The 26,041-nt window shown below is 69.0% G+C and carries 23 protein-coding genes; 11 read left to right on the top strand and 12 right to left on the bottom strand.

The features are described 5' to 3' along the window. Positions 1-107 precede the first annotated feature (107 nt). Complete coding sequence (locus FBQ73_RS19475; RefSeq protein WP_138401156.1) at positions 108-1,586, bottom strand: ATP-binding protein; 1,479 nt, start codon at positions 1,584-1,586, stop codon at positions 108-110. After that, on the bottom strand, positions 1,583-2,305 hold the full coding sequence (locus FBQ73_RS19470; protein WP_138401155.1) for a response regulator: 723 nt from the start codon (positions 2,303-2,305) through the stop codon (positions 1,583-1,585). Before FBQ73_RS19470 ends, FBQ73_RS19475 begins: the two co-directional genes overlap by 4 nt. A 383-nt stretch (positions 2,306-2,688) precedes the next feature. Here FBQ73_RS19470 and FBQ73_RS19465 point away from each other — a divergent pair, with 383 nt between their 5' ends. The 8 genes from FBQ73_RS19465 to FBQ73_RS19430 all read left to right on the top strand — a co-directional run bounded on the left by FBQ73_RS19465 (position 2,689) and on the right by FBQ73_RS19430 (position 11,584). Then, on the top strand, positions 2,689-2,931 hold the full coding sequence (locus FBQ73_RS19465) for a hypothetical protein (RefSeq protein WP_138401154.1): 243 nt from the start codon (positions 2,689-2,691) through the stop codon (positions 2,929-2,931). Positions 2,932-3,242: 311 nt separating this feature from the next. Then, positions 3,243-3,716, top strand: coding sequence for a Cys-tRNA(Pro) deacylase (ybaK, locus tag FBQ73_RS19460; RefSeq protein WP_138401153.1), 474 nt, complete (start codon positions 3,243-3,245; stop codon positions 3,714-3,716). Positions 3,717-4,041: 325 nt separating this feature from the next. Next, positions 4,042-6,699 carry an arylsulfatase gene (locus FBQ73_RS19455; protein WP_138401152.1) on the top strand — a complete coding sequence of 886 codons (2,658 nt, stop codon included), beginning with the start codon at positions 4,042-4,044 and terminating at the stop codon, positions 6,697-6,699. A 247-nt stretch (positions 6,700-6,946) separates the two neighbouring features. Further along, positions 6,947-7,720: a hypothetical protein gene (locus FBQ73_RS19450; protein WP_392567244.1), complete on the top strand. Its 774-nt coding sequence runs from the start codon at positions 6,947-6,949 to the stop codon at positions 7,718-7,720. A gap of 109 nt (positions 7,721-7,829) precedes the next feature. Further along, complete coding sequence (locus tag FBQ73_RS19445; RefSeq protein WP_246089790.1) at positions 7,830-8,756, top strand: hypothetical protein; 927 nt, start codon at positions 7,830-7,832, stop codon at positions 8,754-8,756. 193 nt (positions 8,757-8,949) lie between these two features. Then, on the top strand, positions 8,950-10,182 hold the full coding sequence (locus tag FBQ73_RS19440) for an ROK family transcriptional regulator (protein ID WP_138401151.1): 1,233 nt from the start codon (positions 8,950-8,952) through the stop codon (positions 10,180-10,182). 2 nt (positions 10,183-10,184) lie between these two features. Beyond that, positions 10,185-10,628, top strand: coding sequence for an RbsD/FucU family protein (locus FBQ73_RS19435; RefSeq protein WP_138401150.1), 444 nt, complete (start codon positions 10,185-10,187; stop codon positions 10,626-10,628). After that, complete coding sequence (locus FBQ73_RS19430) at positions 10,625-11,584, top strand: carbohydrate kinase family protein (protein ID WP_138401149.1); 960 nt, start codon at positions 10,625-10,627, stop codon at positions 11,582-11,584. The genes FBQ73_RS19435 and FBQ73_RS19430 overlap by 4 nt, the downstream gene beginning before the upstream one ends. A gap of 234 nt (positions 11,585-11,818) precedes the next feature. Here the strand turns inward: FBQ73_RS19430 and FBQ73_RS19425 are convergent, their stop codons facing one another. The 4 genes from FBQ73_RS19425 to FBQ73_RS19410 all read right to left on the bottom strand — a co-directional run bounded on the left by FBQ73_RS19425 (position 11,819) and on the right by FBQ73_RS19410 (position 16,431). Further along, entirely contained in the window at positions 11,819-12,625 is an 807-nt protein-coding gene (locus FBQ73_RS19425) for an ATP-binding cassette domain-containing protein (RefSeq protein ID WP_138401148.1), read from the bottom strand. Next, positions 12,622-13,704, bottom strand: coding sequence for an ABC transporter permease (locus FBQ73_RS19420; protein ID WP_138401147.1), 1,083 nt, complete (start codon positions 13,702-13,704; stop codon positions 12,622-12,624). Before FBQ73_RS19420 ends, FBQ73_RS19425 begins: the two co-directional genes overlap by 4 nt. Positions 13,705-13,862: 158 nt before the next feature. Further along, positions 13,863-14,912: a substrate-binding domain-containing protein gene (locus FBQ73_RS19415; RefSeq protein ID WP_170218988.1), complete on the bottom strand. Its 1,050-nt coding sequence runs from the start codon at positions 14,910-14,912 to the stop codon at positions 13,863-13,865. Positions 14,913-15,135: 223 nt separating this feature from the next. Further along, positions 15,136-16,431: an NAD(P)/FAD-dependent oxidoreductase gene (locus FBQ73_RS19410; protein WP_138401145.1), complete on the bottom strand. Its 1,296-nt coding sequence runs from the start codon at positions 16,429-16,431 to the stop codon at positions 15,136-15,138. 285 nt (positions 16,432-16,716) lie between these two features. Between FBQ73_RS19410 and FBQ73_RS19405 the strand changes: the two genes are divergently transcribed. Both FBQ73_RS19405 and FBQ73_RS19400 read left to right on the top strand, forming a co-directional pair. Continuing rightward, complete coding sequence (locus tag FBQ73_RS19405; protein ID WP_138401144.1) at positions 16,717-17,292, top strand: hypothetical protein; 576 nt, start codon at positions 16,717-16,719, stop codon at positions 17,290-17,292. A 380-nt stretch (positions 17,293-17,672) separates the two neighbouring features. Beyond that, positions 17,673-20,513, top strand: coding sequence for an EAL domain-containing protein (locus tag FBQ73_RS19400; protein WP_246089800.1), 2,841 nt, complete (start codon positions 17,673-17,675; stop codon positions 20,511-20,513). Positions 20,514-20,829: 316 nt separating this feature from the next. Here the strand turns inward: FBQ73_RS19400 and FBQ73_RS19395 are convergent, their stop codons facing one another. The 5 genes from FBQ73_RS19395 to FBQ73_RS19375 all read right to left on the bottom strand — a co-directional run bounded on the left by FBQ73_RS19395 (position 20,830) and on the right by FBQ73_RS19375 (position 24,482). After that, positions 20,830-21,435, bottom strand: a complete 606-nt coding sequence (locus FBQ73_RS19395) for a YcgN family cysteine cluster protein (RefSeq protein ID WP_138401142.1) — start codon at positions 21,433-21,435, stop codon at positions 20,830-20,832. 36 nt (positions 21,436-21,471) lie between these two features. Further along, positions 21,472-21,804: a hypothetical protein gene (locus tag FBQ73_RS19390; RefSeq protein WP_138401141.1), complete on the bottom strand. Its 333-nt coding sequence runs from the start codon at positions 21,802-21,804 to the stop codon at positions 21,472-21,474. After that, the gene (locus FBQ73_RS19385; RefSeq protein WP_138401140.1) at positions 21,789-22,289 is read right to left on the bottom strand and encodes a hypothetical protein; all 501 of its coding nucleotides are present in this window, start codon (positions 22,287-22,289) and stop codon (positions 21,789-21,791) included. The genes FBQ73_RS19390 and FBQ73_RS19385 overlap by 16 nt, the downstream gene beginning before the upstream one ends. Before the next feature lie 331 nt (positions 22,290-22,620). Then, positions 22,621-23,865, bottom strand: a complete 1,245-nt coding sequence (locus FBQ73_RS19380) for a GGDEF domain-containing protein (protein WP_138401139.1) — start codon at positions 23,863-23,865, stop codon at positions 22,621-22,623. 179 nt (positions 23,866-24,044) lie between these two features. Next, the gene (locus FBQ73_RS19375; protein WP_246089788.1) at positions 24,045-24,482 is read right to left on the bottom strand and encodes a hypothetical protein; all 438 of its coding nucleotides are present in this window, start codon (positions 24,480-24,482) and stop codon (positions 24,045-24,047) included. A 111-nt stretch (positions 24,483-24,593) separates the two neighbouring features. Here FBQ73_RS19375 and FBQ73_RS19370 point away from each other — a divergent pair, with 111 nt between their 5' ends. Next, positions 24,594-25,508, top strand: coding sequence for a diacylglycerol/lipid kinase family protein (locus FBQ73_RS19370; protein ID WP_246089787.1), 915 nt, complete (start codon positions 24,594-24,596; stop codon positions 25,506-25,508). An 18-nt stretch (positions 25,509-25,526) separates the two neighbouring features. Here the strand turns inward: FBQ73_RS19370 and FBQ73_RS19365 are convergent, their stop codons facing one another. Continuing rightward, entirely contained in the window at positions 25,527-25,949 is a 423-nt protein-coding gene (locus tag FBQ73_RS19365) for a hypothetical protein (RefSeq protein ID WP_138401137.1), read from the bottom strand. Positions 25,950-26,041: the final 92 nt, after the last annotated feature.

Raw genomic sequence — 26,041 nt, 5'->3', positions numbered from 1 at the left:
GCCGCGGCCGGCCCCATCCGGGCGCAACCCCATGACAGGTCAGGGGAAGCTGCGGACGAGCCGACCCTTGCGAGCCGACCTTTGGGACGGCCGGCCCCCGCCTCAGGTCACGAGGTCGCGGCCAGGCCCTGCGGCACTCGCTCCGGTCGCGCCGCAGGCTCGGTCTCCAGCACAGCCCCATGGCCGGCGAGGGGCAGGCTGAAGACGGCGGTGAGCCCGCCCGCCCGGTTGGCGAGGGTCACGTCGCCGCCGTGGCGGCGCGCGACGGTACGCACGATGGCAAGGCCAAGGCCGTGGCCGCCGGTCTCCCGGCACCGGGAGCTTTCCAGCCGGAAGAAGGGAGCGAACACCTGCTCCTGCAATTCCTCGGCGATACCCGGCCCATCGTCCTCCACCACGATGAGGGCGGCATCGCCGCTGCGCTCCACCCGCACCCGCGCCCGCTCGCCGTAGCGAACCGCGTTCTCCACCAAGTTGCGGCAGGCGCGGCGCACCGCATCCGGCCGGCAGCGGCAGCCGACCTTGGGGGAGTCCTCGAACGTCACGTCCCAGCCGATCTCGGCGAGGTCGTCGCACAAGCTCTCCACCAGAGCCGACACTTCCACCGTGCGGGTGGTCTCGGCGGTGGCCTCGGCCCGCACGAAGGCCAGGCTTGCCTCCGCCATGCCCTGGATCTCGGCGATGGTGCCGAGCATCTTCTCCCGCAGGTCGTCGTCAGCGACGAATTCGGCGCGCAGGCGCAGGGAGGTGAGCGGCGTCCGCAAATCGTGGCTCAGGGCCGCGAACATGCGGGTGCGGTCGTCCACGAAGCGCGTCAGGCGCTCCTGCATGCGGTTGAAGGCGATGGCGGTCACGTCGTCCGGGCCGCTCTCCGGCAGGGGATCGATCTTCTCGCCCCGGCCGAGGGCTTCCGCCGCATTGGCGAGGCGCCGCAGCGGCCGGGTGATGCCCTGCGCGGCGACCACCGCGAGGACGCAGAAGAACAGGCCCGCCGCGCCGAGGAAAGTGAGCGACCGCGCAGTCCAGAACCATTCGTGCCCGGGCTTGACGAAGGCCGCGTTCAGCCACGATCCATCGGGCAGCTGGGCGGCGATGCCCATGCCGTTCTCGTCATCCAGATAGATGAACTGGGCCGGGGTGGGCAGCGGCCACAGCTCCGCCGACAGCGGGATCCATTGGGTGGAGCCCCCCTGGGGCGGCACCTTGGGCAGTTGGACCACCGGCTCCGGCTCTCCCGCGCCGACATGGGCGGGCAGATGGACCCGTGGCAGCGGCCGGCGCAGCTCGGTCCAGGCGGCGGCGCGCCACTCGGCGGGCGGCCGGGGGGTGGCCGCCGAGATCCAGTAGCGGGTGAAGCTGGTGTCGCTGGCGCGCAGGATATCGTTTTGCAGCGACGGCGGCGTCGCTACCAGCACCCGCACCAGCGCGGCGCAGCGGCTCAGCATCTCGCCCTTGGCCACCTTGCGCAGAGACTGGCCGTGCTGATCCCAGGAGATGCAGAAGGCCACCACCTGCGACAACGCAAGAATGACCAAAGTGAAGCAGATGAAGCGCGCGGCGAGGCTGCGCCGGAACAGGCGGATCATGCGCGTTCCACCTCCGCTGTGAGGCTGTAGCCGCCGCCCCAGTGGGTCTTGATGAGGGCCGGCACCTTGGGATCGGCCTCCACCTTCTTGCGCAGGCGGCTGACCTGGTTGTCGATGCTGCGGTCGAACGGATCGGCGGCGCGCCCCGCCGTGAGGTCGAGCAGCTGGTCGCGGCTCAGCACGATGCCGGGATGGTCGAGGAAGGCGCACAGCAAGCGGAATTCGGCGGTGCTCAGGGGCACGGCCACGTCATCCTCGGTCATCAGCTCGCGGCGGCCCACGTCCAGCTTCCACCGGTCGAAGCGGACGGTCTTGGCGGCGATATGCCCCTTCTGCGGCGGCAGGCTGTGGACACGGCGCAGCACCGCCTTGATGCGCGCCAGCAGCTCTCGCGGGCTGAACGGCTTGGTCACATAATCGTCGGCACCGATCTCCAGGCCCACGATGCGGTCGGTCTCCTCCGCCATGGCGGTGAGCAGGATCACCGGCAGGTCGGTGGTGCTGCGCAGGAAGCGGCACAGGGCAAGGCCATCCTCGCCGGGCATCATCACATCCAGCACCACCAGATCGGGCGCGGCCCCGCGCTCCAGCTGACGCCGCAGGGCCGCCGCGCTGTCCGCGAGGCTGGTGCGATAGCCATGCTGGGTGAGGTATTTGCCGACCAGATCGCGGATGTCGCGATGGTCGTCCACGATGGCGATGTGGGGTGCGCTGTCCATTTCCTCTGCTCCTTCAGGGACCATAGGCCGAGCGCGCGCGGTGCCCAGTTCAAAAGTGTATCAGACTGTAACCGCTCACGGATTTGCGATCGGGGACGATTCCCCGGCGCCCGGACCACCGTTTTCGCCTTTGCCCGGGCCCGTTTCTGGCGCCTCTGCCGCCTCGCCCGGCCCGGCTGACACCATCCCTCGACCGGCGTCGCCGCCCGCGAATGTATCGGCCTGTGACGAGGCCGCCGGACGCGACATTTGACGACGAACCCGACGGTTTCCGGGGACAGTTCTGCGACAAGCACCCCCTAGGGTCTGGGCATCGGGCAGCACCGCCCGGCTTCGACATCAAGCCCGTCTCCATCGAGACCGGTCACATAAGGAAGTGTCCCATGCGTCATCTGATCATCGCCGCCGTTTCGGCTCTCGCCCTCACCTCCACCGCCGCCATGGCCCAGGAGAATGGCCAGAACACCTCGCGGGAGACGCCCCGCGCCTATGCCCCCGCCACCCACCAGAACAGCAATGCTGCCAAGCCCTTCCACGTCCTCTCCGGCCAGAAGGACCAGCAGACCATCACCGAGCAGGACCGCCTGTTCCTGGAGCAGGGCGACCGCGGCCTCGGCAACGGCTGAGGCTCGGCCCGCCCAGGGCGGTCGGACCTGAGGCCGCCCGGGCAGGCATTCCAACCACAGACCCCACGGGCACGCCCCGCGGATGGACGGCTTCCGGTCCCCCCACGGAAGCCGTCCATCGGCGGGGCGCTCCTGTTTGGTCATCAGGGCGCGGTCCGCGCGTTCACGGAGGTGAAATCCGCCGGCCCGACACTGTAGATTCCCGCACAACGGTACCGGCGTTCGACCCGCGTGACCGGCCCAGCATCTTCCCAAGTTCCTCCGCGCGGACCAACATGGGCGCGGACCGGATGGGGACAGGATGTATCGGGATGTCGAAGGCGACGCGGGCCACCAAGACGCTGGAACAGGCGAAGATCGCCTTCACCGTGCACAGCTACGATTATGACCCCGACGCGGACCGCATCGGCATCCAGGCCGCCGAGGCCCTGGGGGAAACACCCGAGCGCGTGCTGAAGACGCTGATGGCGCTGGTGGACGGCAAGGCGGTGTGCGTGATCGTGCCGTCGGACCACGAGGTCTCCATGAAGAAGCTCGCCGCCGCGTTCGGCGGCAAGTCCGCCCAGATGATGAAGCCGGCCGACGCGGAGCGCATGAGCGGCTACAAGGTGGGCGGCATCAGCCCGTTCGGGCAGATGAAGAAGGTGCCCGCCGCCATGGAAGAGCAGGCCATCCACCACGATACGGTCTTCATCAACGGGGGCCAGCGCGGGCTTCAGGTGCGGCTCAACCCGCGCGAGGCGGCCACCCTGCTCAATGCCGCCGTGGTGCCGCTGGTGGCGTGAGCCGCCGCGAACGCTCCTTCCCCCGCCACGTGGTCTCGGTCTGCGACGGGCGTCGGGAGAGCGTGCCCACGCGCCTCGCCGGCCACCCATCGAATGATGATCGGCGCCGCTAACGGCGAGACGCAAGTAGGGCACGGCACGCGGTGGCGCGTGAGGTATAATTCGGCGCCTCGACGCCGGCCAGCCGCATTGACCTCGATCATAGGATATGCGCTCCTCCGCGCCGACACTGATCGATGTTCTGCCAGCGACAGCTTCTACTGACGTTAAGTAACAAGACGGGTCAGAAATACGCGAATACCTCTATTTCCGGAGGAAACTAGACATGTCCCGTATCTTTGTGCTGGCAATGATGGCCGGCCTCACCGTACTCGGCGCGTTGCCCGCCAGTGCCCAGAAGATCAACGGGACGCCCGGCGCCCCGGATTCCACCATCGTGATCGATGGTGCCCAGATCCCCGCGCCGCCGCAGAAGTTCGAGGGCGTGATCAAGGAGTTGGCGCAGGACTCCAAGCCGTTCTGGCCGGCGCGGATCGTGCCGCCCGCGGGCGCGCCCAACGTGCTGCTCATCATGACCGACGACGTCGGCTTCGGCGCGCCGTCCACCTTCGGCGGCGTCATTCCCACGCCCAGCCTCGACCGCATCGCCAACGACGGGCTGCGCTACACCAATTTCCACTCCACCGCCCTGTGCTCGCCCACCCGCGCGGCGCTGATCACCGGACGCAACCACCATTCCGCCGGCTTCGCCGTGGTGTCCGAGATGGCCACGGGCTATCCGGGCTACAACAGCATTATCTCCGAAGACAAGGCCACCGTCGGCCGGATCCTGAGGGACAACGGCTACCGCACCTCGTGGTTCGGCAAGAACCACAACACGCCGGCCTTCCAGGCCATCTCAACCGGCCCGTTCGACCAGTGGCCCACGGGCATGGGGTTTGAGTATTTCTACGGCTTCATGGGCGGCGACACCAGCCAGTGGCAGCCGGACAACCTGGCCCGCAACACCACCTATATCTATCCGTTCCAGGGCAATCCCTCGTTCAACCTGACCACGGCCATGGCGGACGAAGCCATCGCCTATATGAACAAGATCAATACCCTGACGCCGGACCAGCCGTTCTTCGTCTATTACGTGCCCGGCGGCACCCACGCCCCGCATCATCCGACCCCCGAATGGATCGAGAAGGCGACGAACCTGCACCTGTTCGACAAGGGCTGGAACGCGCTGCGCGACCAGATCTTCGAGAACCAGAAGAAGCTCGGCGTCATCCCCCAGAACGCGAAGATGACGCCCTGGCCGGACGACCTGCTGAAGCGCTGGGACAAGCTCACCGACGACGAGCAGAAGATGTTCAAGCGTCAGGTGGATGTCTACGCCGCCTTCCTGATGTATACGGACAATGAGATCGGCCGCGTCATCCAGGCGGTCGAGGACATGGGCAAGCTGGACAACACGCTGATCATCTATATCAGCGGCGACAACGGCTCCAGCGCCGAAGGCACGCTCATCGGCACCCCCAACGAAGTCGCCATGTTCAACGGCGTCGACGTGCCGGTGGAAGACCAGCTGAAGTATTTCTATGATGTCTGGGGCTCGGACAAGACCTACAACCACATGGCGGTGGGCTGGACCTGGGCCTTCTCGACTCCCTTCTCCTGGACCAAGCAGGTGGCCTCCCACTTCGGCGGCACCAGGCAGGGCGTGGCCATCTCCTGGCCCAAGGTGATCAAGGACAAGGGCGGCATCCGCTCCCAGTTCCACCATGTGATCGACATCGCGCCGACCATCCTGGAGGCCAGCGGCATCAAGGCTCCCGATATGGTGGACGGGGTCAGGCAGGCCCCCATCGAAGGGGTCAGCATGGCCTACACCTTCGACAAGGCCAATGCGACCGCGCCCTCCACCCACAAGACCCAGTATTTCGAGATGATGGGCGATCACGCCATCTATAACGAGGGCTGGATGCTGAGCAGCAAGGTGATGCGCCCGCCGTGGGTGACGCAGGGCACGCTGGTCTCCGATCCCGCCAAATATCCGTGGGAACTCTACAATATTTCGGAAGACTGGACCCAGTACGAGGACGTTTCCGCCAAGCATCCCGACAAGGTGAAGGCGATGGCGGACCTGTTCTGGTCCGAGGCCCGGAAATACCAGGTGCTTCCCCTCGATTCCACCGTGGCCACGCGGCTCATCACGCCGCGCCCGAGCATCACCGCGGGCCGCAACGTCTTCACCTGGACCACGCCGCTCACCGGCACACCCAATGGCGACGCGCCCTCGGTGCTGAACACCTCCTACAGCTTCACGGCGGATGTGGTGGTGCCCGAGGGTGGCGGCGACGGCATGCTCATCACCCAGGGCGGGCGGTTCGCCGGCTATGGCTTCTACCTGCTCAAGGGCAAGCCGACCTTCACCTGGAACCTCGTTGGCCTGAAGAAGGTGAAGTGGCAGGGCACCGAGCCGCTGGCGCCGGGCAAGCACACCCTGGTGTTCGACTTCAAATATGACGGCCTCGGCATGGGAACGCTGGCCTTCGGCTCCAGCAGCGGACTCGGCCAGAGCGGCACCGGCACCCTGAGCGTGGACGGCAAGGTGGTGGCGACCCAGTCCATGCCCCACACCATCCCGCTCATCCTCGCCTGGGACGAGAATCTGGACGTGGGCTCCGACACCGGGACCCCGGTGGACGACGCCGACTATCAGGTGCCGTTCGCCTTCACCGGCAAGATCAACAAGATCACGCTGGCCATCGACCAGCCGAAGCTGACGCCGGAGGACATCGCCAAGCTGCGCGACGCGGCGGCGAAAGCCGGTGACGGCCCGGCCCCCGGCGAGGCCGGCGTCAACCCGGTGGGCGGCATCGCCGCGCCCCGGATGGCGGACCGGCTGGACAAGCTGAAGTCCTGCCGGGCCGAAGCCCTCGCCAAGGGCCTCGACATGTTCGACCGGATCAAGTTCGTGGAAGGCTGCCTCCGGTAGCGCCGTCCCAGGGCCCGCCAGGCCTGTGGCCTGGCGGGTTCCCCAAGATGGTACGGGCGCCGCGCGCGGGGGGCCTCCCTCCTGGCCTGGCGTCGGAAGTCGGAGGCCTGGACAAATCCGTGCGGAATGACGCAACGCGTGTGGTGAATCCGGCTCGCAACTTTTAGAAAGAATGCACGCGCCGCGCAGATTGCGGCGCACTCTGGTCGGCGCGTGCTTTAGCTCCGCATTGAAGGAAGCCGAGATCATGATCACGACCCCTGCATGCTCCCCGACGCCGCCGCGCCGCTGGACCGGCACCCTTGCGGCGGCGATGCTGGTTCTCACCTGCGACGCCGCGCTGGCGCAGGACGCGGCCAAGCCCCAGCACGTGCCGTTGCAGAAGACCATCGGCGTGCCCCATGCCGGCCGCCCGATCCCCTCGCTGGCCGTGATCAATGCTGCGGGCGCCAAGCTTGAGGGGAACAAGCTCACCCTCACCGGCGTCTCCGCCAATACCATCGTCTTCGCCGACCGCCCGGTGCGCGCGGCCGGCCATGAGACGATCCAGCAATTCCTCATGCAGTGGGACGAGGGCAAGGACAGCTTCGCCATCGATCCGCCCAATGCCACCGTCTCGGTACTGGGCGCCAAGCCCGGCGAGGTGTCCGACGTGGTGGTCACGCTGAAGACGCCGAAGCTCGATGGCTCCACCCTCACCTTCGACGTGGCGGTGCTGGAAGGCACCCTGACCCCCGGCGGTCCGGTGGCGCTCTTCATCGATGCCTGGGCGGTGCGCGGTCCCTATGGCGGCGGCGCGGTGCATGTGGGCGGCTACGGCGCCTATCACGGCGGCGCCTATTACCACGCGCCGGTCTATCACGGCGCCTGGTATGCCCATCCCGCCTATCCGGCAGGCGCGGCCGTGGCCGGTGCCGCCGTGGGTGTTGCCGCCGGTGCGGCGATCGGGGCCGCTGCGGCGGCGCCACCGCCGCCGCCTGCCTACTATTGCGGCTATTACCCCTACCCGCCCTGCTACTGAGCGCGCCCGGCGCCCGCCACACGGCGGGCGCCGGTCCGGCTCGGGCATGCGGCATGGGGTCAGGTCCGCCTGCAACAGCCGAAGACTGACGACACGAGGGGGGAACCTCATGACACTGCATCGCACCGAAACCGCCGCCCCGTCGGGGGCCGATCGACACCCCCCACGCAAGGAGCGGCTGCGTCGGCGCGCGCGCGCCGTGGCGGTGGCCTGTCGCGCCGCCCTGCCGGTCGCGGCCCTCTCGTTCGGGCTCAGCATCCCGAGCGCGCCCGCCAGCGCCGCCGACCTCGCGACCAGTCCGGCGGCCGCCCCGTCCTTCTCCCCTCCGTCCGATTCGAAATGGCAGTTCGAGGCGGTGCTCTATGGCTGGGCCACGGGCATCAACGGCAACATCGGCATCCGCGACCTGCCGACCTTTCCGGTGGACGCCTCGTTCGCCGACATTCTGTCCCATTTCGACGGCGCGGTGATGGGCAGCTTCCTCGCCAAGAAGGACAACTGGACCCTGTTCGCCGACCTGTTCTGGTCGCAGCTGAGCGCCAGCAAGTCCATCGATGATGGCCGGGGCACGCAGTTCGACCTATCGCAGCGCCTCCTGATCGTCTCCGGCGCCGCCGGCTATCGCCTGCCCATCGGCGGGCCGGGCTTCGACCTCAGCGCCACGGCGGGCTTCCGCTACCAGCGCCTGACCGCCGACACCACGCTCTCCTCCCTCGGCGGCCTCATCTCGCTTTCCGAAACCGACGTGAAGGACTGGCTCGATCCGGTGTTCGGCCTCGCCCTTCAATATCGCATCAACGAGAAGTGGTTCCTCAACGCCCTTGCCGACGTGGGCGGCTTCGGCCTCTCCTCCAGCTCCAAGCTGACGTCGCAGGGCCTGATCTCGGTCGGCTACAACTGGACCGAGGCCTGGTCCACCGCCCTCGGCTATCGCGCGCTGTACACGGACTACGAATCGGTGACCGGCCCTCGCTCGAACTTCCGCTACGAGACGACGCTCCATGGCCCGTTCATGAGCATCGCCTACCACTTCTGATCAGCGCCTCCTCGGGGGGCGCGGTCTTCCGCGAGGCACGGAGATCACGCGGACCACTTTAATAAATCAGTACGAGTTATTAATTGACGAAGCCGCTGACCTGGTTCATCATTCCGCCAGAACAAGACGATCCGGCGCGCAAAGGCGGGCGCCGCCGGACCGCCCGCCAAGGCGTCGAACGGGGTCGGATTTCATGCAACGCAACCCCTTGCCGGATGATCCCGGCCCGGTCCACGCCTCGCACGGGCGGGGCACCAACCAGACCGGCGTGCGCCTCTACAATGAGCGACTGATCCTCTCCCTGATCCGCCGACACGGCCGCCTGACCAAGGTGGACATCGCCCGCCTCACCGGCCTGTCGCTGCAGACCACCACGGTGGTCATGAACCGGCTTGAGGCCGACGGCCTGCTGCTCGCCGGCGAGCGCCAGCGCGGGCGCATTGGCCAGCCGGCGGTGCCCTATCTGCTCAATCCCGATGGCGCCTACGGCCTCGGCATGGTGGTGGGCCGGCGTGCCTGCGAGCTGGTGCTGATGGATTTCGTCGCGGGCGTGCGCCGGCGTGAGCGCCTGACCTATCCCTATCCCCTGCCCGACCAGCTCATCGCCTTCGCCGGCCGCACCCTTCCCGGCCTGATCGCGACACTCCCCCCCGCCGCCCAGGCGCGCATCTGCGGCACCGGCATCGCCATGCCGTTCGAGCTGTGGAACTGGGAGGAAGTGCTGGAGGCCCCCAAGGATGCCCTTGCCGGGTGGCACGACTTCGACATGGCGGCCGAGCTGTCCCGCCTCGCCCCCGGCCCGGTGCGGGTTATGAACGACGCCACCGCCGCCTGCGCCGCCGAGCTGACCTTCGGCGGCGGCTCGGCCTATCGCGACTTCGCCTATTTTTACATCGCCACCTTTATCGGCGGCGGCATCGTGCTGAACGGCAGCCTGTTTCCCGGCCGCAGCGGCAATGCCGGTGCCTTCGGCTCCATGCCGGTGGTGGCCCGCGGGCCCGGCGGCGGCACGGGGGTCCAGCAGCTCATCCGCTCGGCGTCCCTCTACCGGCTGGAACGCCAGCTCGGCGCCATCGGCATCGCGGGTTCGCAATTGTGGGAGCAGCCCGACGACTGGACCCGCTTTTCCGGCCCCGTCGACGCCTGGATCGAAGAGGCCGCCGAGGGCCTCGCCCAGGCCATCGCCTCCTGTCTCGCGGTAGTGGATTTCGAGGCCATGGTCATCGACGGCGCCTTCCCGGCAGCGGTGCGGGACAAATTGGTGAAGCGCACCGTCGCCGCCTTCGCCCGCCTCGACCGGCAGGGCCTGACCGAGACCCGCATCGTCGCCGGCACCATGGGCCGCGCCGCGCGGGCCATCGGCGGCGCCGCTTTGCCCCTGCTCGACACCTTCGGCCGCGACCTCGACGTTCTGTTCAAGGACTGACCATGCTCAAAGGCATCGACCCGTTGCTGGGCCCCGATCTGCTGGCCACCCTGCGCGCCATGGGCCACGGCGACGAGATCGCCATCGTGGACGCCAATTATCCAGCCGAGGCCCACGCCAAGCGGCTGGTGCGCATGGATGGACATGACGCCCCGCGCCTCGTCGATGCCGTGCTCTCGGTGATGCCGCTCGATACCGACGTGCCGCAGGCCGCCTTCCGCCCCTGCGCCTTCGGCGACTGCGCGCGCCAGGAGAGCGTGTTTTCGGAATTCGAGGCCGCCATCGCCGCCCGCGAGCCCGGATTCAGCCTGGTGCCCATCGCCGGCCCCGGCTTCTACGACCGGGTGCGCGCGGCCTATGCCATCGTCGCCAGCGGCGAGCGCCGGCTCTACGGCAACATCATCCTGCGCAAGGGCGTGATCCGGCCGGAAGGGGACGCGCCATGATCCTGGTCTGCGGCGAAGCCCTCATCGACCTGCTGGTCGGCGCCCCCGAGGGCAACGAGATGCCGGCGCGGGCGGTGGCCGGCGGCTCCCCCTTCAACGTGGCGGTGGGCCTTGCCCGGCTCGGCGCGCCCACCGCCTTCTTCGGCGGCATCTCCCGCGACCGCTTCGGCACCCATCTCGTGGACGTGCTGGCCCGCGAGGGTGTGGACCCGCGCTTCGTGGTGCGCTCCGACAGCCTCTCCACCATCTCGGTGGTGGCGACCCAGGCCGACGGCCAGCCGCTCTATTCCTTCCATGGCGCGGGCGCGGCCGACCGCATGCTCACCCCCGACCGCCTGCCGCCGGCCCTGCCGGACGAGGTGCGCGCCCTCACCTTCGGCTCCTACACCCTGGTGGTGGAGCCGGTGGCCTCCACCTATGCGGCCCTCGCCGAGCGGGAAGCCGGGCGGCGCGTCATCAGCGTCGATCCCAACCTGCGGCCGGGGGTGGTGGGCGACCTGAGCCGCTGGGCCGAAACGACGGAGCGCTTCTTCCGCACCGCCGACATCGTGAAGGCCAGCGACGAAGACATCCACATCGCCTTCGGTGGGCGCCTCGGCCTCACCGATGCAGCGCGCCGGTTCCTCGACCTCGGCGCCAAGCTGGTGGTGATCACCCGCGGGGACAAGGGCGCCGTCGCCTACTCCCGAGCGGGCGAAGTCAGCGTCCCCGGCCGCAGCGTCGTGGTGCGCGATACGGTGGGCGCGGGCGACACCTTCCATGCCGCCCTGCTCGCCGGGCTGCATCGCACCGGCCGGCTCGAAGGTGCCGCCATCGCCGCCCTCGACACCGAGGCCATGGGCGAACTGGTGGCCTATGGCACGGCCGCCGCCGCCATCACCTGCTCGCGCGCCGGGGCGGACCTGCCCACCGCCGCCGAAGTGGACGCCAGCCTCTCGCTGGCCATGGCAAGCTGACGGCTTTCAAGACTTCGTTCCGGCCCTGAGACGCGGACGGCCGACACAGCACCGGTCATGACGGACGGCGCGCGCCGACTTCGGCAAAGCGCCTCACCACCCCAAAAGCAAAACGCCCGGATCACAGCCGACAGGCCGTAGTCCGGGTGTTTGTTTCCGCGCTTGTGCCATGACCTGCCCGCCCCGCGCGGGCCGGTCCCGGCGGCGCTGAACGCCGCCATGACCGGCCCAGCCTCAGGCCGCCATGTCCTGCGGGGCGCGCGCGCCGGTCATGAGGGCGACCGCGTCCGACATGGTGCAGGCCGAAGGCTGGACCACGGTGAGCCGCCGCCCCAGCCGGTGGATGTGGATGCGGTCGGCGATCTCGAACACATGGGGCATGTTGTGGCTGATGAGCACCACGGCGATGCCGCGCCGGCGCACGTCGAGGATCAGCTCCAGCACCCGGCGGGATTCCTTCACGCCCAGCGCGGCGGTGGGCTCGTCCAGGATCACCACCCGCGAGCCGAAGGCGGTGGCGCGGGCCACCGCGATGCCCTGCCGCTGACCGCCCGAGAGCGTCTCCACCGGCTGGTTGATGGACTGCACCGTCATCAGCCCCAGCTCCGTGAGCTTCTCGCGGGCCATGCGCTGCATGGTCTTGCGGTCGAGCATGCGGAACACCTGGCCGAGCACCCCCGGCTTGCGCAGCTCGCGGCCGAGAAAGAGATTATCGGCGATGGACAGGCCCGGCGCCAGCGCCAGCGACTGGTAGACGGTCTCGATGCCCGCCGCCTGCGCGTCGAGGGGCGAGCGGAACTGCACCGGCTTGCCGTCGAAGCGGATCTCGCCCTCGTCCGGCACCAGTGCCCCGGAGAGCGCGCGGATGAGGGAGGACTTGCCGGCGCCATTGTCGCCGATCACCGCCAGGATCTCCCCCGGATAGAGGTCGAAATCCGCATGATCGAGGGCCGTGACCCGGCCGTAGCGCTTGACGAGGCCCCGCGCCTCGATGAGCGGCCGGCGGACGCCGTTGTCTGGAGAGATCGAGGTCGTGCTCATGCCGACACCTTCCGGATCCACTGGTCGAGGGTGACCGCGACGATGATGAGGCTGCCCACGGCGAATTCCTGCCACAGCACATCCACCCCCGACAAAGCGAGGCCGGAGCGCGAGACGCCGACGATGAGCGCGCCGATGAGGGTGCCGACGATGGAGCCGCGCCCGCCGAACAGGCTGGCCCCGCCGATCACCACCGCGGTGATGCTGTCGAGGTTGGCGGTCTGCCCCGCCTGCGGGCTGATGGAGCCGATGCGGCCGATGAGCGCCCAGGCCCCCAGCGCGCAGATGACCCCCGCCGCCACATAGACGGCGAACAGCACCTTGTCGGTGCGGATGCCGGCGAGGCGCGCCGCGTCCGGATCATCGCCCACCGCATAGATGTGGCGGCCGAGCGCGGTGCGGTTGAGCACGTACCAGACGATGGCCACCAGCCCCAGCATGAAGAAGGTGCCGTAGGTGAGCCGCGCGCCCAAAAGGTCCACCGGCGTGCCGAGCCATTGCAGGAACGGCGCGACCTTCGCCACGTCCTGCGAGCGGATGGTCTGGGCGCCGGAATACCACAGGTTCAGCGAGAAGAAGATGGACCAGGTGCCCAGGGTGACGATGAAGGGCGGCAGCTTCAGCCGCACCACCAGCAGGCCGTTGAAGGCACCGCAGGCCGCCCCCGTGGCGAGCCCGGCAGCAAACGCCACCGGCACCGGCAGGCCCAGCGCGACGGCCAGCTTGCCCATGATCACCGAGCACAGCACCATCACCGCGCCCACCGACAGGTCGATGCCGGCCGTGAGCACGATGAGTGTCTGCGCCACGCCGATGATGCAGATGATGGTCACCTGCTGGAGGATCAGCGACAGGTTGAAGGCCGAGTAGAAGCGCGGCCCAACGATGGCCGAGAACACGGCCACCCCCAGCACCAGCACGATGGCCGGCACCGCGGTCGGGTTGGCATGCAGGAAATGCTGCAGCATCTGCAGCGGGGACCGGGCGTGGACCTCGAATTCCGCCACTCGCGTGTCCTGCTTGCTCAGGACGGTCTCAAACGCCTGCATCCCGCGTTTCTCCCCACTCGTGTCTGTCATTGCAGATCCCTCCCCGGCCGTTCCGGCCGGCGCACGCGTGCTGTCGTTAGACCGATTTTTGCTCGCCCTGGCTCACGGAAATCGCTCTAAAACCATGCGTTACCGCGGTTTTTCACGCGAACCGGCATCCACTTCACTCGAAAACGCTCTGGTGCCGCTCAGCCCCAGCACTTCTTCAGGGCGGCGGCAGTGTCGATGGAAGGCAGTCCTGGTACCGGCCGGTCAGTCACCAGCTCGACGCCGGTATTGACGAAGTCCTGCCCGTCCGAAGGCTTCGGCTTGGTGCCGTCGGTGGCGTATTTGAGCACCGCCTCGACGCCCATCTGGGCCATGGCGAGGGGGAATTGCATGGCGGTGGCGGCGATGACGCCGTCCTTCACATTGCGCACACCGGGGCAGCCGCCGTCCACGGCCACCACCAGCACATCCTTGTCACGGCCGATGGAGCGCAGCGCCTCATAGGCCCCGGCGGCGGCGGGCTCGTTGATGGCGTAGACGACCGACACATAGGGATCGCGCTGGAGCAGATTTTCCATGGCCCGACGCCCGCCCTCCTCGTTGCCGAGGGTGACATCGTGGCCGACGATGCGGGCGTCCTTCTCGTCGCCGATCACGGCGGGATCGGCGACGTTCACGCCGAAGCCCTGGAGGAAGCCCTGGTCGCGGGCCACGTCCACGGAGATCTGGTTCACGTTGAGGTCGAGCAGGGCGACCTTGGCCGACTTGGCATTGGCGCCCAGCGTCTTGGCCGCCCATTCGCCCACCAGCTTGCCGGCGCTGAAATTGTCGGTGGCGAAGGTGGCGTCGGCCGCGCTCGGCGGATCCAGCGGCGTGTCGAGGGCGATCACCAGGATGCCCTTGGCCCGCGCCTGCTCCAGCACCGGCACGATGGCGCGGGAATCGGACGGGGTGATGAGGATGCCCTTGGCCCCGGCGGCGATCAGGCTTTCCACGGCGGTGACCTGGGCGTCGGTGTCGCCGTCCATCTTGCCGGCGAAGGAGCGCAGCTCCATGCCCAGCCGCGCGGCGGCAGCTTCCGCGCCCTCCTTCATCTTGACGAAGAAGGGGTTGGTGGAGGTCTTGATGACAATGCCCACAATGGGCTTTGCGATGGGCTTTTCGGCGGGCTTTTCCGCCGCCCCCGCAGGCGATGTCGCGGCCACCCCGGCCCAGGCGACAGAAGCTGCCATGAGCAGCCGTGGCCACAGGTGCATCGAACGTCCTCCCAGTGCGCCGGCGCGGTTTCCGCTTGCCGGACGGATGCGTTATCCGCATGGCATCTGAGCGCACGGCGCATGGCGAGTCAATACATAAATCCAGATGAGTTATTAATAGAAAGTCGAGCAAAGGCACCCCATTACGCCTTGCCGGAAGGGCACCGGCGTTCAATCGGGGCGCCGAGGGAGCGCCGGCCAAGCCCGCGCCCGACGCCTAGAACCGAGCGGTGATGAGGTGGGCGAGGCCGGAGCCGGCGGCGTAGAGCGCTTCCCGCACCAGACGCCAGCGGGCCGGCTCCACCGCGCTTGGCGGCAGCGGAAGATCCGCCTCCCGCACCCGGCCGAGCACGAGGTCCGCCAGCAGGGCGCCGAACACGGTTCCCGGCGCGATGCCGCGTCCGTTGTAGCCGGCCACGGCGACGCCGCTGCGCCCCAGCCGGTGGAAGCGCGGCAGGGCGTCGGCGGTCATGCCGATCATGCCGTGCCAGCCGGCCTCGAAGGTCACCTCGGGGGCCAGCTGGCCGAGCTGCGGATAAAGCCGCGCCAGCACCCGCCGGGCATAGGCACGGTGGATGGCGCCGCCGGCCCGGTCGAGGGCGCCGACGCTGCCGAACACCAGACGGCCCGCCGCATCCATGCGGAATGAGGTGAGGATGGTTTGGGTGTCCCACGCCCCCTGCCGGCCGGGCAGGATGGTGTCGCGCACCGCCTGCGGCAGAGGCGCGGTGGCGAGATTGAAATAGGGCAGATGCACCTGCTCGCGCCGCAACGGGGCGAACGGGCCGGTGCCATAGGCATCGGTGGCGGCGATGAGATGGTCGGCCTCAAGGATTCCCCCCGGCGTGACAAGACGCCAGCCGGCAGGGGTCTCCGCGGCCCCGACGACCGGGCTCGACGCGAAGATCTGCGCCCCCGCGTGAAGGGCCGCCCGCGCCAGTCCCCGCGCATAGGCGAGCGGCTGGATCGTGCCGGCGCGCAAATCCAGCAGCGCGCCGGAAAAATCGCCGCCGCCCACCATGGTGCGGGCCTCATCGGCCCCCAGCAGCCGCACTGGCGCGCCGCGCGCCTGCCACTGGGCGGCGCGGGCCTCGATCTCGGCGCGTCCAGCGGCGCCCACGGCGCAATGGAGCGTGCCCACGGGCGCCACCTCGCAAGCGATGCCATGGCGCGCCACCAGGTCGAACACCGCCTGCGGCGCCGCGCCGAGGAAGCCGATCAGCGCCTCGCCCCGCGCCTCACCCAAATTGGCGCGGATGACGTCCGGCATCACCCACAGGCCGGCATTCACGAGGCCCACATTGCGCCCGGCCCCGCCGAATCCCACCTCCTCGGCCTCCACGACAGCCACCCGCGCCCCCGCCTCGGCGAGGCGCAGCGCCGCCGACAGCCCGGCATATCCCGCTCCGACCACCGCCACGTCGGCCCGCAGGGCGCCCGAGAGCGGCGCCAGCGCCGGAGCCGGCGGCGCCGTGACCTCCCACAAGCCGTGGGAATGCGGGGCGATCGACATGGGGCACCCTTTCACAGCAGCTTGCGTCGGTTTCACCCGGCTGGACCGGTGATTCCGTCTCCAAATGGAAGATAGGCAAGGTTTGGCAGATCCGACGGCCAGATCATGAGATCGGAGCGCGAACTTGCAGTGCAAAACGTCTCGGGCGGGGCAGAAACGGCCTTCTGCTGCACCGCAGGATCACCAAAATTTAAGCCTTGCCCGGTTAAGTGGCAGCACGATTTTGTGTTTTCGGGTCCCTTTTGGTATGAGGGGCCCCCAGTTATGGTTTTTCGGAGCTGCGTGATGGCAAGTCCGCGCGTTTATGTTTACCAGTTCGCCTCCGGCGCCCAGTGGGCCGCCGGGGACAGCGTGGAGACCTATCTCCGCCGGCTTCTCGATGTGGATTTCGCCCAGGCGCTTCGTGCGGACCGGCTCGCGGCCGTGACCGCCTTCCTCGATGAAGCCTTCCAGCTCGCCCACACCATCGGCTGGACCGGCGGCGCCCGCGAACTGCCGCAGATGTTCTCCCTGCCCGGCATGCCGGCGGAAGAGGCCATCCACATGATCGCCTGGGAGCAGGAAGACGGCGTGGCCTACATCGCCTCGCCCTATCCCCTGCCGTGGCTCGACGCCAAGGCCTCGCGCACCACCGATTCCGAGCGCGCCGTCCCGGCCGAGGATGTCCATCCCGTGCCGCCCGCCGCCCGTCCGGCCCCGCAGCCCCCGCTGGAAGTGATCTCCGCGCGCGCCGAGGAAGCGGTGGAGGAAGCCCTCGACCCCTTCTCCGAATATGTGCGCCGGGAAGAGGCCGCCCGCCTGACCCGCGAGCCCACCCCCCTCTCCGCCGACGACCGGGACAACGCCCGCCGCTTCTTCTGAGCGGGGCGAACCACCTTTTCGATGCGCGCCCGCCCCGGGCGCGCATTCGTTTTTTCGGACCCGCGACGGGTCGGGGTATCTAAAAACCTCCAAGTGCCTTGCTCCAGCCGCACGGCTTGGCTAGGGAATCGGGCGCGCGGGGCCATCCCTGGCGCACATGCATTCCTCATGGATGAGCTTGAGCTCTTGCCGTCCCGCGCTTTGCGTCGCACCTTCGGCAGGCTGCCCTCCTCAACCGAAACTCGGCCCGGCGGCAGTCCGGGTGCGGAGACCTGACATTGCGGTCGTTGCTCGCTCGCGTCATCGCTCTGCCCGTGGCGTTTCTCGTGGCGCTGCTTCTGGCGCTCGTCCTGGCCCTGCCCACCGGCGGTGCGCAGGCGATGGAGGCCATCGCCCTGCGCCTCGACGCCAAGGTGGTGGACCTGTTGCCCGCCGTGCAGCGCGAGACCACCGAGGACGGCCGCTTCCAGATCTCCACCGCGCCCGACACCGAAGGGGTGGTGCGGCGCATCGAGGTGCCCACCTCCGACGGGCGCAGCCACGGCGACTGGATCGCCTTCGCCCTCACCAATAATACCGACGAGCAGGTGGACCGCCTCATCGTCGCCCCGCACTACCGCATGTCCGGCTCCGGCCTGTTCTGGCCCGATCTCGGCAACCGGCGGATCATCTCGCTCACGCCCAGCCAGGGCTTCAAGCCGGAGCGGCAGACCGCGCCCGACGCCGACGTGTTCCTGATCACCCTCGATCCCGGCTCCACCGTCACCTTCGTGGCCGAGCTGGGCAGTCCCACCCTGCCCCAGCTCTATCTGTGGGAGCCTGACGCCTACAAGGACCGGGTGAACGCCTTCACCCTCTACCACGGCATCGTCATCGGCATCGCCGGCCTTCTGGCGCTCTTCCTCACCATCCTGTTCGTGGTGAAGGGCTCGGTGATGTTCCCGGCGGCAGCGGCCCTCGCCTGGGCGGTGCTCGGCTATATCGGCCTCGACTTCGCGTTCTGGTCGAAGGTGTTCGGCCTCTCGCCCCTCGCCGAGCAGTTCTGGCGGGCCGCGGGCGAGGCGATCCTCACCGCCACCCTTTTGGTGTTCCTGTTCGCCTATCTCAACCTCAACCGCTGGCACGTGCGCTACGTGCACGTGGCGGCCGGCTGGCTCACATTCCTCGCCGCCCTGGTGGTGGTGGCCCTGCTCGACGCACCCATGGCAGCGGGCATCGCCCGCCTGTCGCTGCTGGCGGTGGCGGTGGCCGGGCTCGGCGTCATCATCTGGCTCAGCCAGCACGGTTATGACCGGGCGGTGCTCATCATCCCCACCTGGTCGCTGCTGGTGGTGTGGGTGTTGATGGCCGGGCTCACGGTGGCCGGCTTCGTCACCAACGATCTGGCCGCCCCCGCCCTCTCCGGCGGCCTGGTGCTGATCGTGATGCTCATCGGCTTCACGGTGATGCAGCACGCCTTCGCCGGCATCGGCGGCATCCAGGGCTCCACCTCCGAGCTGGAGCGCCGGGCGCTCGCGCTCGCCGGCTCCGGCCTCATCGTATGGGACTGGGATGTCGACAGCGACCGCATCTACACCTCCCCCGAGGCGGAGGAGGCCTTGGGCCTCAAGCGCCACTCGCTGGAGACCGAGGCCGCCGGCTGGCTGGAGGTGCTGCACCCCGCCGACCGCGACCGCTTCCGCGCGACGCTGGACGGCATCATCGACCAGCGCCGCGGCCGCATCGACCAGGACTTCCGCCTGCGCGCCATCGACGGCCACTACCTCACCTTCAACCTGAAGGCCCGCCCGGTGGTGGGCGCCGACGGCGAGGTGGTGCGCTGCGTCGGCACCCTCATGGACGTGACCGGCGAGCGCATCGCCGCCGAGCGCCTGCTCCATGACGCGGTGCGCGACAATCTCACCGGCCTGCCCAACCGGGAATTGTTCCTCGACCGGCTGTCCCAGGCCCTCACCATGGCCCGCCTCGACGACAAGGTGAAGCCGACGGTGATGGTCATCGACCTCGACCGCTTCAAGCAGGTCAACGTGCGTGTGGGCATGGCGGTGGCCGATTCCATCCTGCTTACGGTGGCCCGGCGGCTGATGCGCCTCCTGAAGCCGCAGGACACGCTGGCGCGCATCTCCGGCGACCAGTTCGGCATGATCCTCATGTCCGAGCGCGACGCCGAGCGCATCACCACCTTCGCCGACACCCTGCGCCGCTCCCTGCGCGCCCCCATCGCCTTCGCCGACCGGGAAGTGTTCGTCACCGCCTCCATCGGGCTGGTGCTGGCGGGACCCGACCAGACCAAGCGCGACGAGGTGCTGAAGAACGCCGAGCTGGCCATGTATTACGCCAAGCGCATCGGCGGCGACCGCATCGAGGTGTTCCGCCCCGCGATGCGCCAGCAGAAGATCGACCGCGTGGTGCTGGAAGGCGAATTGCGCGAGGCGCTGGCGAAGAACGAAATCACGGTGCGCTACCAGCCCATCGTGCGCCTGGGCGACCGGGCCATCGGCGGGTTCGAGGCCTATATGCGCTGGAACCATCCGCGCCTCGGGGAACTCGCCGCCTCCGAATTCCTGCTGCTGGCCGAGGAAACAGGCCTCATCCTCGACCTCGGCCTGTTCGTGCTCGATGCCGCGGCGCGCCAGCTCGGCCAGTGGCAGCGCGCCCTGCGGGTGGACCCGCCCTTGTTCATGCATGTGAACGTCTCGTCCCGCCAGCTGCTGCGGCACGATTTGATCCAGGACCTGAAATCCGTGCTCGCCCGCAACGCGGTGGCGCCGGGATCGCTCAAGCTGGAAGTCACCGAAAGCCTGGTGATGGAGAACCCCGAATATGCCGCCGTGGTGCTCGGCCGCATGCGCGAACTGGGCGCGGGCCTGTGCCTCGACGATTTCGGCACCGGCTATTCCGCCCTCTCCTATCTCCAGCGCTTCCCGTTCGACAGCGTGAAGATCGATCCGCGCTTCGTGCGCGACACCGCCAAGGGCGCCGCCCGCGCCGCCCGGCCGGTGATCGTCGGCGCCATGATCGATCTCGCCCACGACCTCGGCATGGATGTGATGGCGGAGGGCCTGGAGAAGGAGACCGAGGCCGGCGAGATGGCGCGCTTCGGCTGCGAATACGGCCAGGGCGTCGTCTTCGGCGAACCCCTCACCGCCGAGGAGTGCCGCACCCTCATCGAGCCGGCGCCGGTGGAGACCCGCAAGAAGCGCTCGACCGCCGCCGAATAGGCGCGGGGCGAGCCGTCCGGCTTCGGGCACGCTGCTGCTTCGACCAGGAACACCGCGGAACCCTCTCCCGTCCGAGGCCGGATGTGTCCGGCCTTGGCTCGTGGGAACCGAACTCGGCAGAAGCCGAGTTCGGGCGAGGGGTCTGCCCCGGCGTGGCGACCCCCTCCCCACCCCTCCCCCACACGCGGGAGAGGGAGCAGACTGGTGCGGGGACGGCGAGCAGGCTTCTCCTGCGGTCTTCTTTCAAACTGAGACACGGCCCGGCGAGGGATCCCGGTTCGGCCTCAGGCGTGCCACGCCGGACCTTCAACTCCTGTCAGGCCTTCTGTTCGTCCGCCTTCGGGCGCCGCCGGCGGGTCGTACCGGGCGCGCCCTTCGTGCCCGCCTTCACCCCACCTTTCGCACCCCGCGGCCAGCGCACCGGCCAGGCGACGATATGGTCCACCAGCTCGAACAGGCCGAACTCGTTTTCGCTGCCAGCCACCTTGCCCGAAACCGTTATGCCGGCCGCCGCCACGCTTCCCGCATCGCCCGACACCAGCGGATGCCAGAACGGCAGGTCCTTGCCCTCGCCCACCAGCCGGTAGGCGCAGGTGGGCGGCAGCCAGTTCAGCTCCGCGACGCCCTCGGGCGTCAGGCGCACGCAATCGGACACGATCTCGGAGCGGCGCTCATAATCGGAGCAGCGGCAGGTGTCGGCATCCAGCAGGCGGCAGGCGACATCCGTGTAGGCGACCTGCCCGGTGTCCTCGTCCTCGAGCTTGACGAGGCAGCAGCGGCCGCAGCCGTCGCACAGGCTCTCCCACTCCGTCGCGCTCATCGCCGACATGGGCTTGGCCCGCCAGAACGGGAGGCTGGCCCCGTCGGGCGCCAGGGCGGCCGGGGCGATGTCATCCCGGGGGGTGTCTTCGGGGCTGGTCATGGGCGCCCTCTATCACACCCCGCCGACGACGTCCGCTCACTCGAGCAGGAGCATCATCTCGTAGACGAGCGACTGCGCGGCCCGCATGGCCGGCGCTGCGGAGCGGAAATCCCGGTCGCCGTCCACATCGTCCGCCGGAGCGCCGGACGTGGGCACCAGCCGCACCGGCCCCGGCACGGTGCGGAAGACCACCTTGCCGGCGCCGAACCTGTTGGCGAGTGCCGTCGCGCTGGCATCCCGCGCGAAGGGGCCGGAGCTATCAAAGGGCGGCAACCCCGCCACCGCCGGGCCGCCGGGCGACGCCATGGCGGCGCCAGCTGCGAGCACCGGAAGGCACCCCACCCCCGTGGCGGCTATCCGGCGGAGCATGTGGCCCGCCCCCTGTAGGTCCGCTCGAAAGCCTTGCCGCCGTCCACGCCCGCGAGGAAGAGCTTCAGCTCATAGTGACCGGCGAAGGCGGTTTCGTCCTTGTCCCGGCTGCGGGTCCGCAGGACCAGTTCCAGCGACCCGAACGGCGTCTCGGCCCGCTCATGATAGAGATGCAGCCTCAGCTCACTGCCATGGAACCAGTGATGGGCGAGGGCCGTGCCATCCATCTCCACCTTGGCGAAGGCGGGCGGCGCATCCTTGCCCCTGGCGTTCAGCTCCGCGCGGAAATTGCTGATGGAGGCGGCGAGCCCGTGGGAAAACACCGCCTGAGCATCGAAGGCGATGGCCTTGTCGTCGATGCTGCAATCGAGGCTGCCACTGGCACCGGCCGGCATCGCCCAGGCAAGCAGCAGCACCGCGGCAACGGCGCACCGCCCTGCATCGACAGCCGCATATCCCCGGCGTGGCTGATCCGCGAACCCCATGGCGTCCTCCCGCAGCGTCACCGCAGCTTAGCCTAAAGCGGCATGGCGTCCGGTTGAAGCGGCCTGAACGGGGAGCGCCTCAGCCCGGCGTCAGGAGCGGTGGCCGGAGTGGGTGTAATAATCGGCGAAGGCGAGCACCAGCGCGAAGCCCACAAAGGCCACGACGATACCGGTCACCACGAGAGCAGTCTGCGCAGCCATGTCGGCCTCCCTGAATGCGGTCCACCCGCAACGCAGGTCCGGTTTGCCGTTGGGGTTGGTCCCCCTCCGGCCCCAGCCTGATGTTTTCAGGAAGGCTAGGCAGCCGCCTCGCGCGCGACTTTGATCTGGATCAAGCCATGCCGTGGCCGACCGGCGACGCCAGGGCCCCGGCGTCCGCGGCGGCCCCGGGAGCGTCGGCCAGGATGCGGTCGCGGCCGGCGCGCTTTGCCGCGTAGACCAGTTCGTCGGCCCGGTGGAGGAGGTCCGCAAGGTCCTCGCCGCGCCGCCGCTTGGCCACGCCGAAGCTGGCGGTGACGACGAACCCGGCCGGTAGCATGGAAAAGGCGGTGGCCCGCAGGTCCAAGCGCATGCGCTCGGCGAAGCCGCAGGCGTCCTGGAGGTCGGTGCCGGGGAGCAGCATGACGAACTCCTCGCCGCCACGCCGCGCCGCCACGTCCCCCGGCGCGGCGAGGCGGGCGATGAGGCCGCCCACGGTGGCGAGCACCAGATCGCCGGTGGCATGGCCGAACGTATCGTTGATGGTCTTGAAGCGGTCGATGTCGCAATACACGAGGCTCAGGGGATGGCGCGCCGCATCGGCCAGCAGCTCCCGCGCCCGCTCATCGAAGCCGCGCCGGTTGGCGAGGCCGGTCAGAGGATCGATGCCGCCCTGCCGCTTCAGGTCATCCATGGCGTCGACGGCGATGGCGCCGAGCAGGGCCAGCGCCACCAGGAGGCCACTGACCAGCAGCGAGAAATTGAGCACCTGCCAGAACGGCGAGCCCGTGAACAGGCGGCCGATGGCATCGGGGGCGGCGCCGTTCACCCGCATCCGGTCGAGCGCGAACAACTCGGGCGAAAGGGACATGGTCACCACGGTGCGCACGAAGAAATGGAGACCGAACAGAAGGAAGACCCAGAACAGGATCCGGTCCACCGTCCGCCGTCGGCTGGCTGCGAAGATCTGCACAGCGGCAAACAGGAACATGAGGCCGTAGCCGAAATTCTGGACATAGATGCGGGCGACGAGGTTGCGCTCGACGAACATGAAGTAAGACAGAAGCCCGAGGATCAGCACGGACACGACGACAAGCACCGGGGCGGCCCCCGCCTTGCCGAACCGGGCCATCACCCCCTCCACCAGGCAGAAGATGCCGAACGTGTAGATCAGGGCCGAAACCATGGTGTTGATCCCGACGCCCGGCGGGATCTGGAGCAATTGCGAAAGCGCCGCGATGGCATAGGCCCCAAACGCCACCGCGAAGAAGGGCACGTAGCGCCGTTCGCGGTGGTGGAGCCAGACGAGGAAAAAGACGCAGGCGACGATGAGCGAGACGGCCGGGCCGGCCAGGAGATAAAGGCGTCCCTCGGACATTCTTAGCCTATGGGCGCCACCGGCGGGGCGCCTCCCCTTGCACCATGGTCGCCGCGCCACCCCCGCTTCGCTCGCGACAACTTGGCATTCTACCGCACCATACCTTGGACGTGGCCCTCAGCAGAATGTCAAGGCAGGCGGGCGCTGCGTCCGCCGGGCGGGGGCGGCGCCGCCGCGCCCTATTTCCGGTAGGCCCACAGGCGCAGCTCGTGCTTCAGCCGCCGGAAATCGTAGAAGGTGAAGGCGAGGAACAAGGTGGCGAGAAGCGCCAGCACCAGCGAGACGCTGTTCGCCCAGCCCAGCGCCGAGGCTGAGAAATCGTAGACGAAATAGGCCACCAGCGCGGTCACCGCCACGGCGCCGCCGAAATAGAGGCGGGTGTCGAGCCGCGCCAGCAGCATGCCGACGCCCACCCAGATCACCACCGCCAGCAGGATTGCCCAGCCGATCCCCAGGCTGAACTGCCGCGCCACGAAATGCCCGCCGGCGCCGCACAGCACCACCGATGCGATCAAAAGCAGCAGCCCGGCCCGCAGCCGCAGGATGGACGACGACGTCCGCTTCGGCGGTGTCGGCGGGACGGGCGAGGCATTGGAAGGCGAGGGCGCACTGACCATATCTTGGACCCTTGAGAAGAATCACCAGCCCGGCCAGCGTGGCCCCGGAAGCCGGAACCATATGGCCGCGCCGGCGCTTGTGCCGGTCTGGAGGATGCCACGATGCGGCGGATGCGGGTCGTACTCAATGCCAAAGCCGGAACCGTCCACGACATGGGCCCCGACAAGGTCCGCGCCATCGTGGACGAGGCCCTGACACGGCCGGGCACGGACGTGGACGTGGTGGTGGCGCACGGCGAGGCCATGGCCCGTGCCATCTCGTCCGCCGCGCGCGACGGCTACGATACGGTGGTGGTGGGCGCCGGCGACGGCACGGTCTCCTATGCCGCCTCGGTGTTCGCCAACACCGAGGTCACCCTCGGCGTGCTGCCGCTGGGCACCATGAACATGCTGGCCTACGACATCGGCCTGCCGCGCGACCTGCCGGGCGCCCTCGATGCCCTGCTCGCGGCGCGGCCCATGCAGGTGGACGTGGGCCTGTTGAACGGGCGGGCCTTCCACGGGGTGTCGGGGGTGGGCTTCTTCAGCCAGATGGCGCTGGCCCGCGAGCAGCTGCGCGCCCAGCGCGGCCGGGTGCTGGGCTGGTTCATGGCGCTGGGCAAGGCGGTGGCACGCTCCGGCCGTATGTCCATCGAGGTGGAAGTGGCCGGCGTGCGCGAGCCCATCGAGGCCTATGCGGCGCTGGTGACGGTGAACGCCTTCGACGCCCCCGGGTGGCATCGCTCGCGGCTCGACGGCGGACTGCTGGAAGTGCTGGTGGCGGAGGATCGCGGCACCCTGGCGCGGCTGAAGACCGGCGCGGAAGTGCTGGTGAATGCCTGGCGCGACAAGCCGGGCATCCATGCCTTCCAGGCCCGGCGGGTCACCATCCATGCCCGGCGCGAGCGCGCGTGGGTGGCGACGGACGGCGAAGTGGAGCGGGAGCGCGTGCCCCTGCGCTACGCCATCGCCCCCGGCGCGCTGAAGCTGCTGGTGCCGCCCACCGCCATCCAGTGGCGCGAGCACGACGCCCAGGCTGTGACCTGAGCGGCGACCGGAAACGCCTCAGTTCGCGCCGTCGTCGTTGCTCTCGCCGCAGGTGTAGCCGACGAAGCAGCGCGGATTGTCCGAGGTGGCGATCCACGCCGGCTTGGTGATCTGGTCCTCGGCGCAATAGCGCTCGTCGCGCACATAGCGCTGGGCATTGCCGTTGCCGGTGGGAATGAGGATGACGCCCTGGGTGCGCACCACCTGGGAGACTCCGCCGCAGGTGGAGGGCGGCACCGGAATGGCCATCATGCCCTCGGGTGGCGGGGTGTTCTGGCCGTAGATGGCGGTGCCGTCCATGGGCACCGGCAGGTTGGAGGCGCCGAGGTCCGGCGGCGGCGCCAGCGGATCCCCACTCTGGGCAAGGGCGGAAAAGGACAGGCCGGCGATCGCCATCGCCAGCAGGGCGCGGCCAAACACGCCGCCGAGATTTCCGCGCATGACGATTCCCTTCGCATTCGTGCCGCCGGCACCGGCTCTATCCCACCTTGCGGGAGCGAGCAAAGCCAGAAGTCGCAGGAACCGACCGGGAC

Origin of the sequence: Xanthobacter autotrophicus (genome assembly GCF_005871085.1) — a bacterium.
In the GTDB taxonomy this organism is placed as follows: domain Bacteria; phylum Pseudomonadota; class Alphaproteobacteria; order Rhizobiales; family Xanthobacteraceae; genus Xanthobacter; species Xanthobacter autotrophicus.
Note: the sequence above shows the minus strand (reverse complement) of the source record. Positions and strands in the feature narration are given on the sequence as shown.

Coding starts and splice junctions, on each gene's coding strand:
- FBQ73_RS19475 (WP_138401156.1), bottom strand. CDS start 1,586: ATGATCCGCCTGTTCCGGCGCAGCCTCGCCGCGCGCTTCATCTGCTTC.
- FBQ73_RS19470 (WP_138401155.1), bottom strand. CDS start 2,305: ATGGACAGCGCACCCCACATCGCCATCGTGGACGACCATCGCGACATC.
- FBQ73_RS19465 (WP_138401154.1), top strand. CDS start 2,689: ATGCGTCATCTGATCATCGCCGCCGTTTCGGCTCTCGCCCTCACCTCC.
- ybaK (WP_138401153.1), top strand. CDS start 3,243: ATGTCGAAGGCGACGCGGGCCACCAAGACGCTGGAACAGGCGAAGATC.
- FBQ73_RS19455 (WP_138401152.1), top strand. CDS start 4,042: ATGTCCCGTATCTTTGTGCTGGCAATGATGGCCGGCCTCACCGTACTC.
- FBQ73_RS19450 (WP_392567244.1), top strand. CDS start 6,947: ATGATCACGACCCCTGCATGCTCCCCGACGCCGCCGCGCCGCTGGACC.
- FBQ73_RS19445 (WP_246089790.1), top strand. CDS start 7,830: ATGACACTGCATCGCACCGAAACCGCCGCCCCGTCGGGGGCCGATCGA.
- FBQ73_RS19440 (WP_138401151.1), top strand. CDS start 8,950: ATGCAACGCAACCCCTTGCCGGATGATCCCGGCCCGGTCCACGCCTCG.
- FBQ73_RS19435 (WP_138401150.1), top strand. CDS start 10,185: ATGCTCAAAGGCATCGACCCGTTGCTGGGCCCCGATCTGCTGGCCACC.
- FBQ73_RS19430 (WP_138401149.1), top strand. CDS start 10,625: ATGATCCTGGTCTGCGGCGAAGCCCTCATCGACCTGCTGGTCGGCGCC.
- FBQ73_RS19425 (WP_138401148.1), bottom strand. CDS start 12,625: ATGAGCACGACCTCGATCTCTCCAGACAACGGCGTCCGCCGGCCGCTC.
- FBQ73_RS19420 (WP_138401147.1), bottom strand. CDS start 13,704: ATGACAGACACGAGTGGGGAGAAACGCGGGATGCAGGCGTTTGAGACC.
- FBQ73_RS19410 (WP_138401145.1), bottom strand. CDS start 16,431: ATGTCGATCGCCCCGCATTCCCACGGCTTGTGGGAGGTCACGGCGCCG.
- FBQ73_RS19405 (WP_138401144.1), top strand. CDS start 16,717: ATGGCAAGTCCGCGCGTTTATGTTTACCAGTTCGCCTCCGGCGCCCAG.
- FBQ73_RS19400 (WP_246089800.1), top strand. CDS start 17,673: ATGGAGGCCATCGCCCTGCGCCTCGACGCCAAGGTGGTGGACCTGTTG.
- FBQ73_RS19395 (WP_138401142.1), bottom strand. CDS start 21,435: ATGACCAGCCCCGAAGACACCCCCCGGGATGACATCGCCCCGGCCGCC.
- FBQ73_RS19390 (WP_138401141.1), bottom strand. CDS start 21,804: ATGCTCCGCCGGATAGCCGCCACGGGGGTGGGGTGCCTTCCGGTGCTC.
- FBQ73_RS19385 (WP_138401140.1), bottom strand. CDS start 22,289: ATGGGGTTCGCGGATCAGCCACGCCGGGGATATGCGGCTGTCGATGCA.
- FBQ73_RS19380 (WP_138401139.1), bottom strand. CDS start 23,865: ATGTCCGAGGGACGCCTTTATCTCCTGGCCGGCCCGGCCGTCTCGCTC.
- FBQ73_RS19375 (WP_246089788.1), bottom strand. CDS start 24,482: ATGGTCAGTGCGCCCTCGCCTTCCAATGCCTCGCCCGTCCCGCCGACA.
- FBQ73_RS19370 (WP_246089787.1), top strand. CDS start 24,594: ATGCGGGTCGTACTCAATGCCAAAGCCGGAACCGTCCACGACATGGGC.
- FBQ73_RS19365 (WP_138401137.1), bottom strand. CDS start 25,949: ATGCGCGGAAATCTCGGCGGCGTGTTTGGCCGCGCCCTGCTGGCGATG.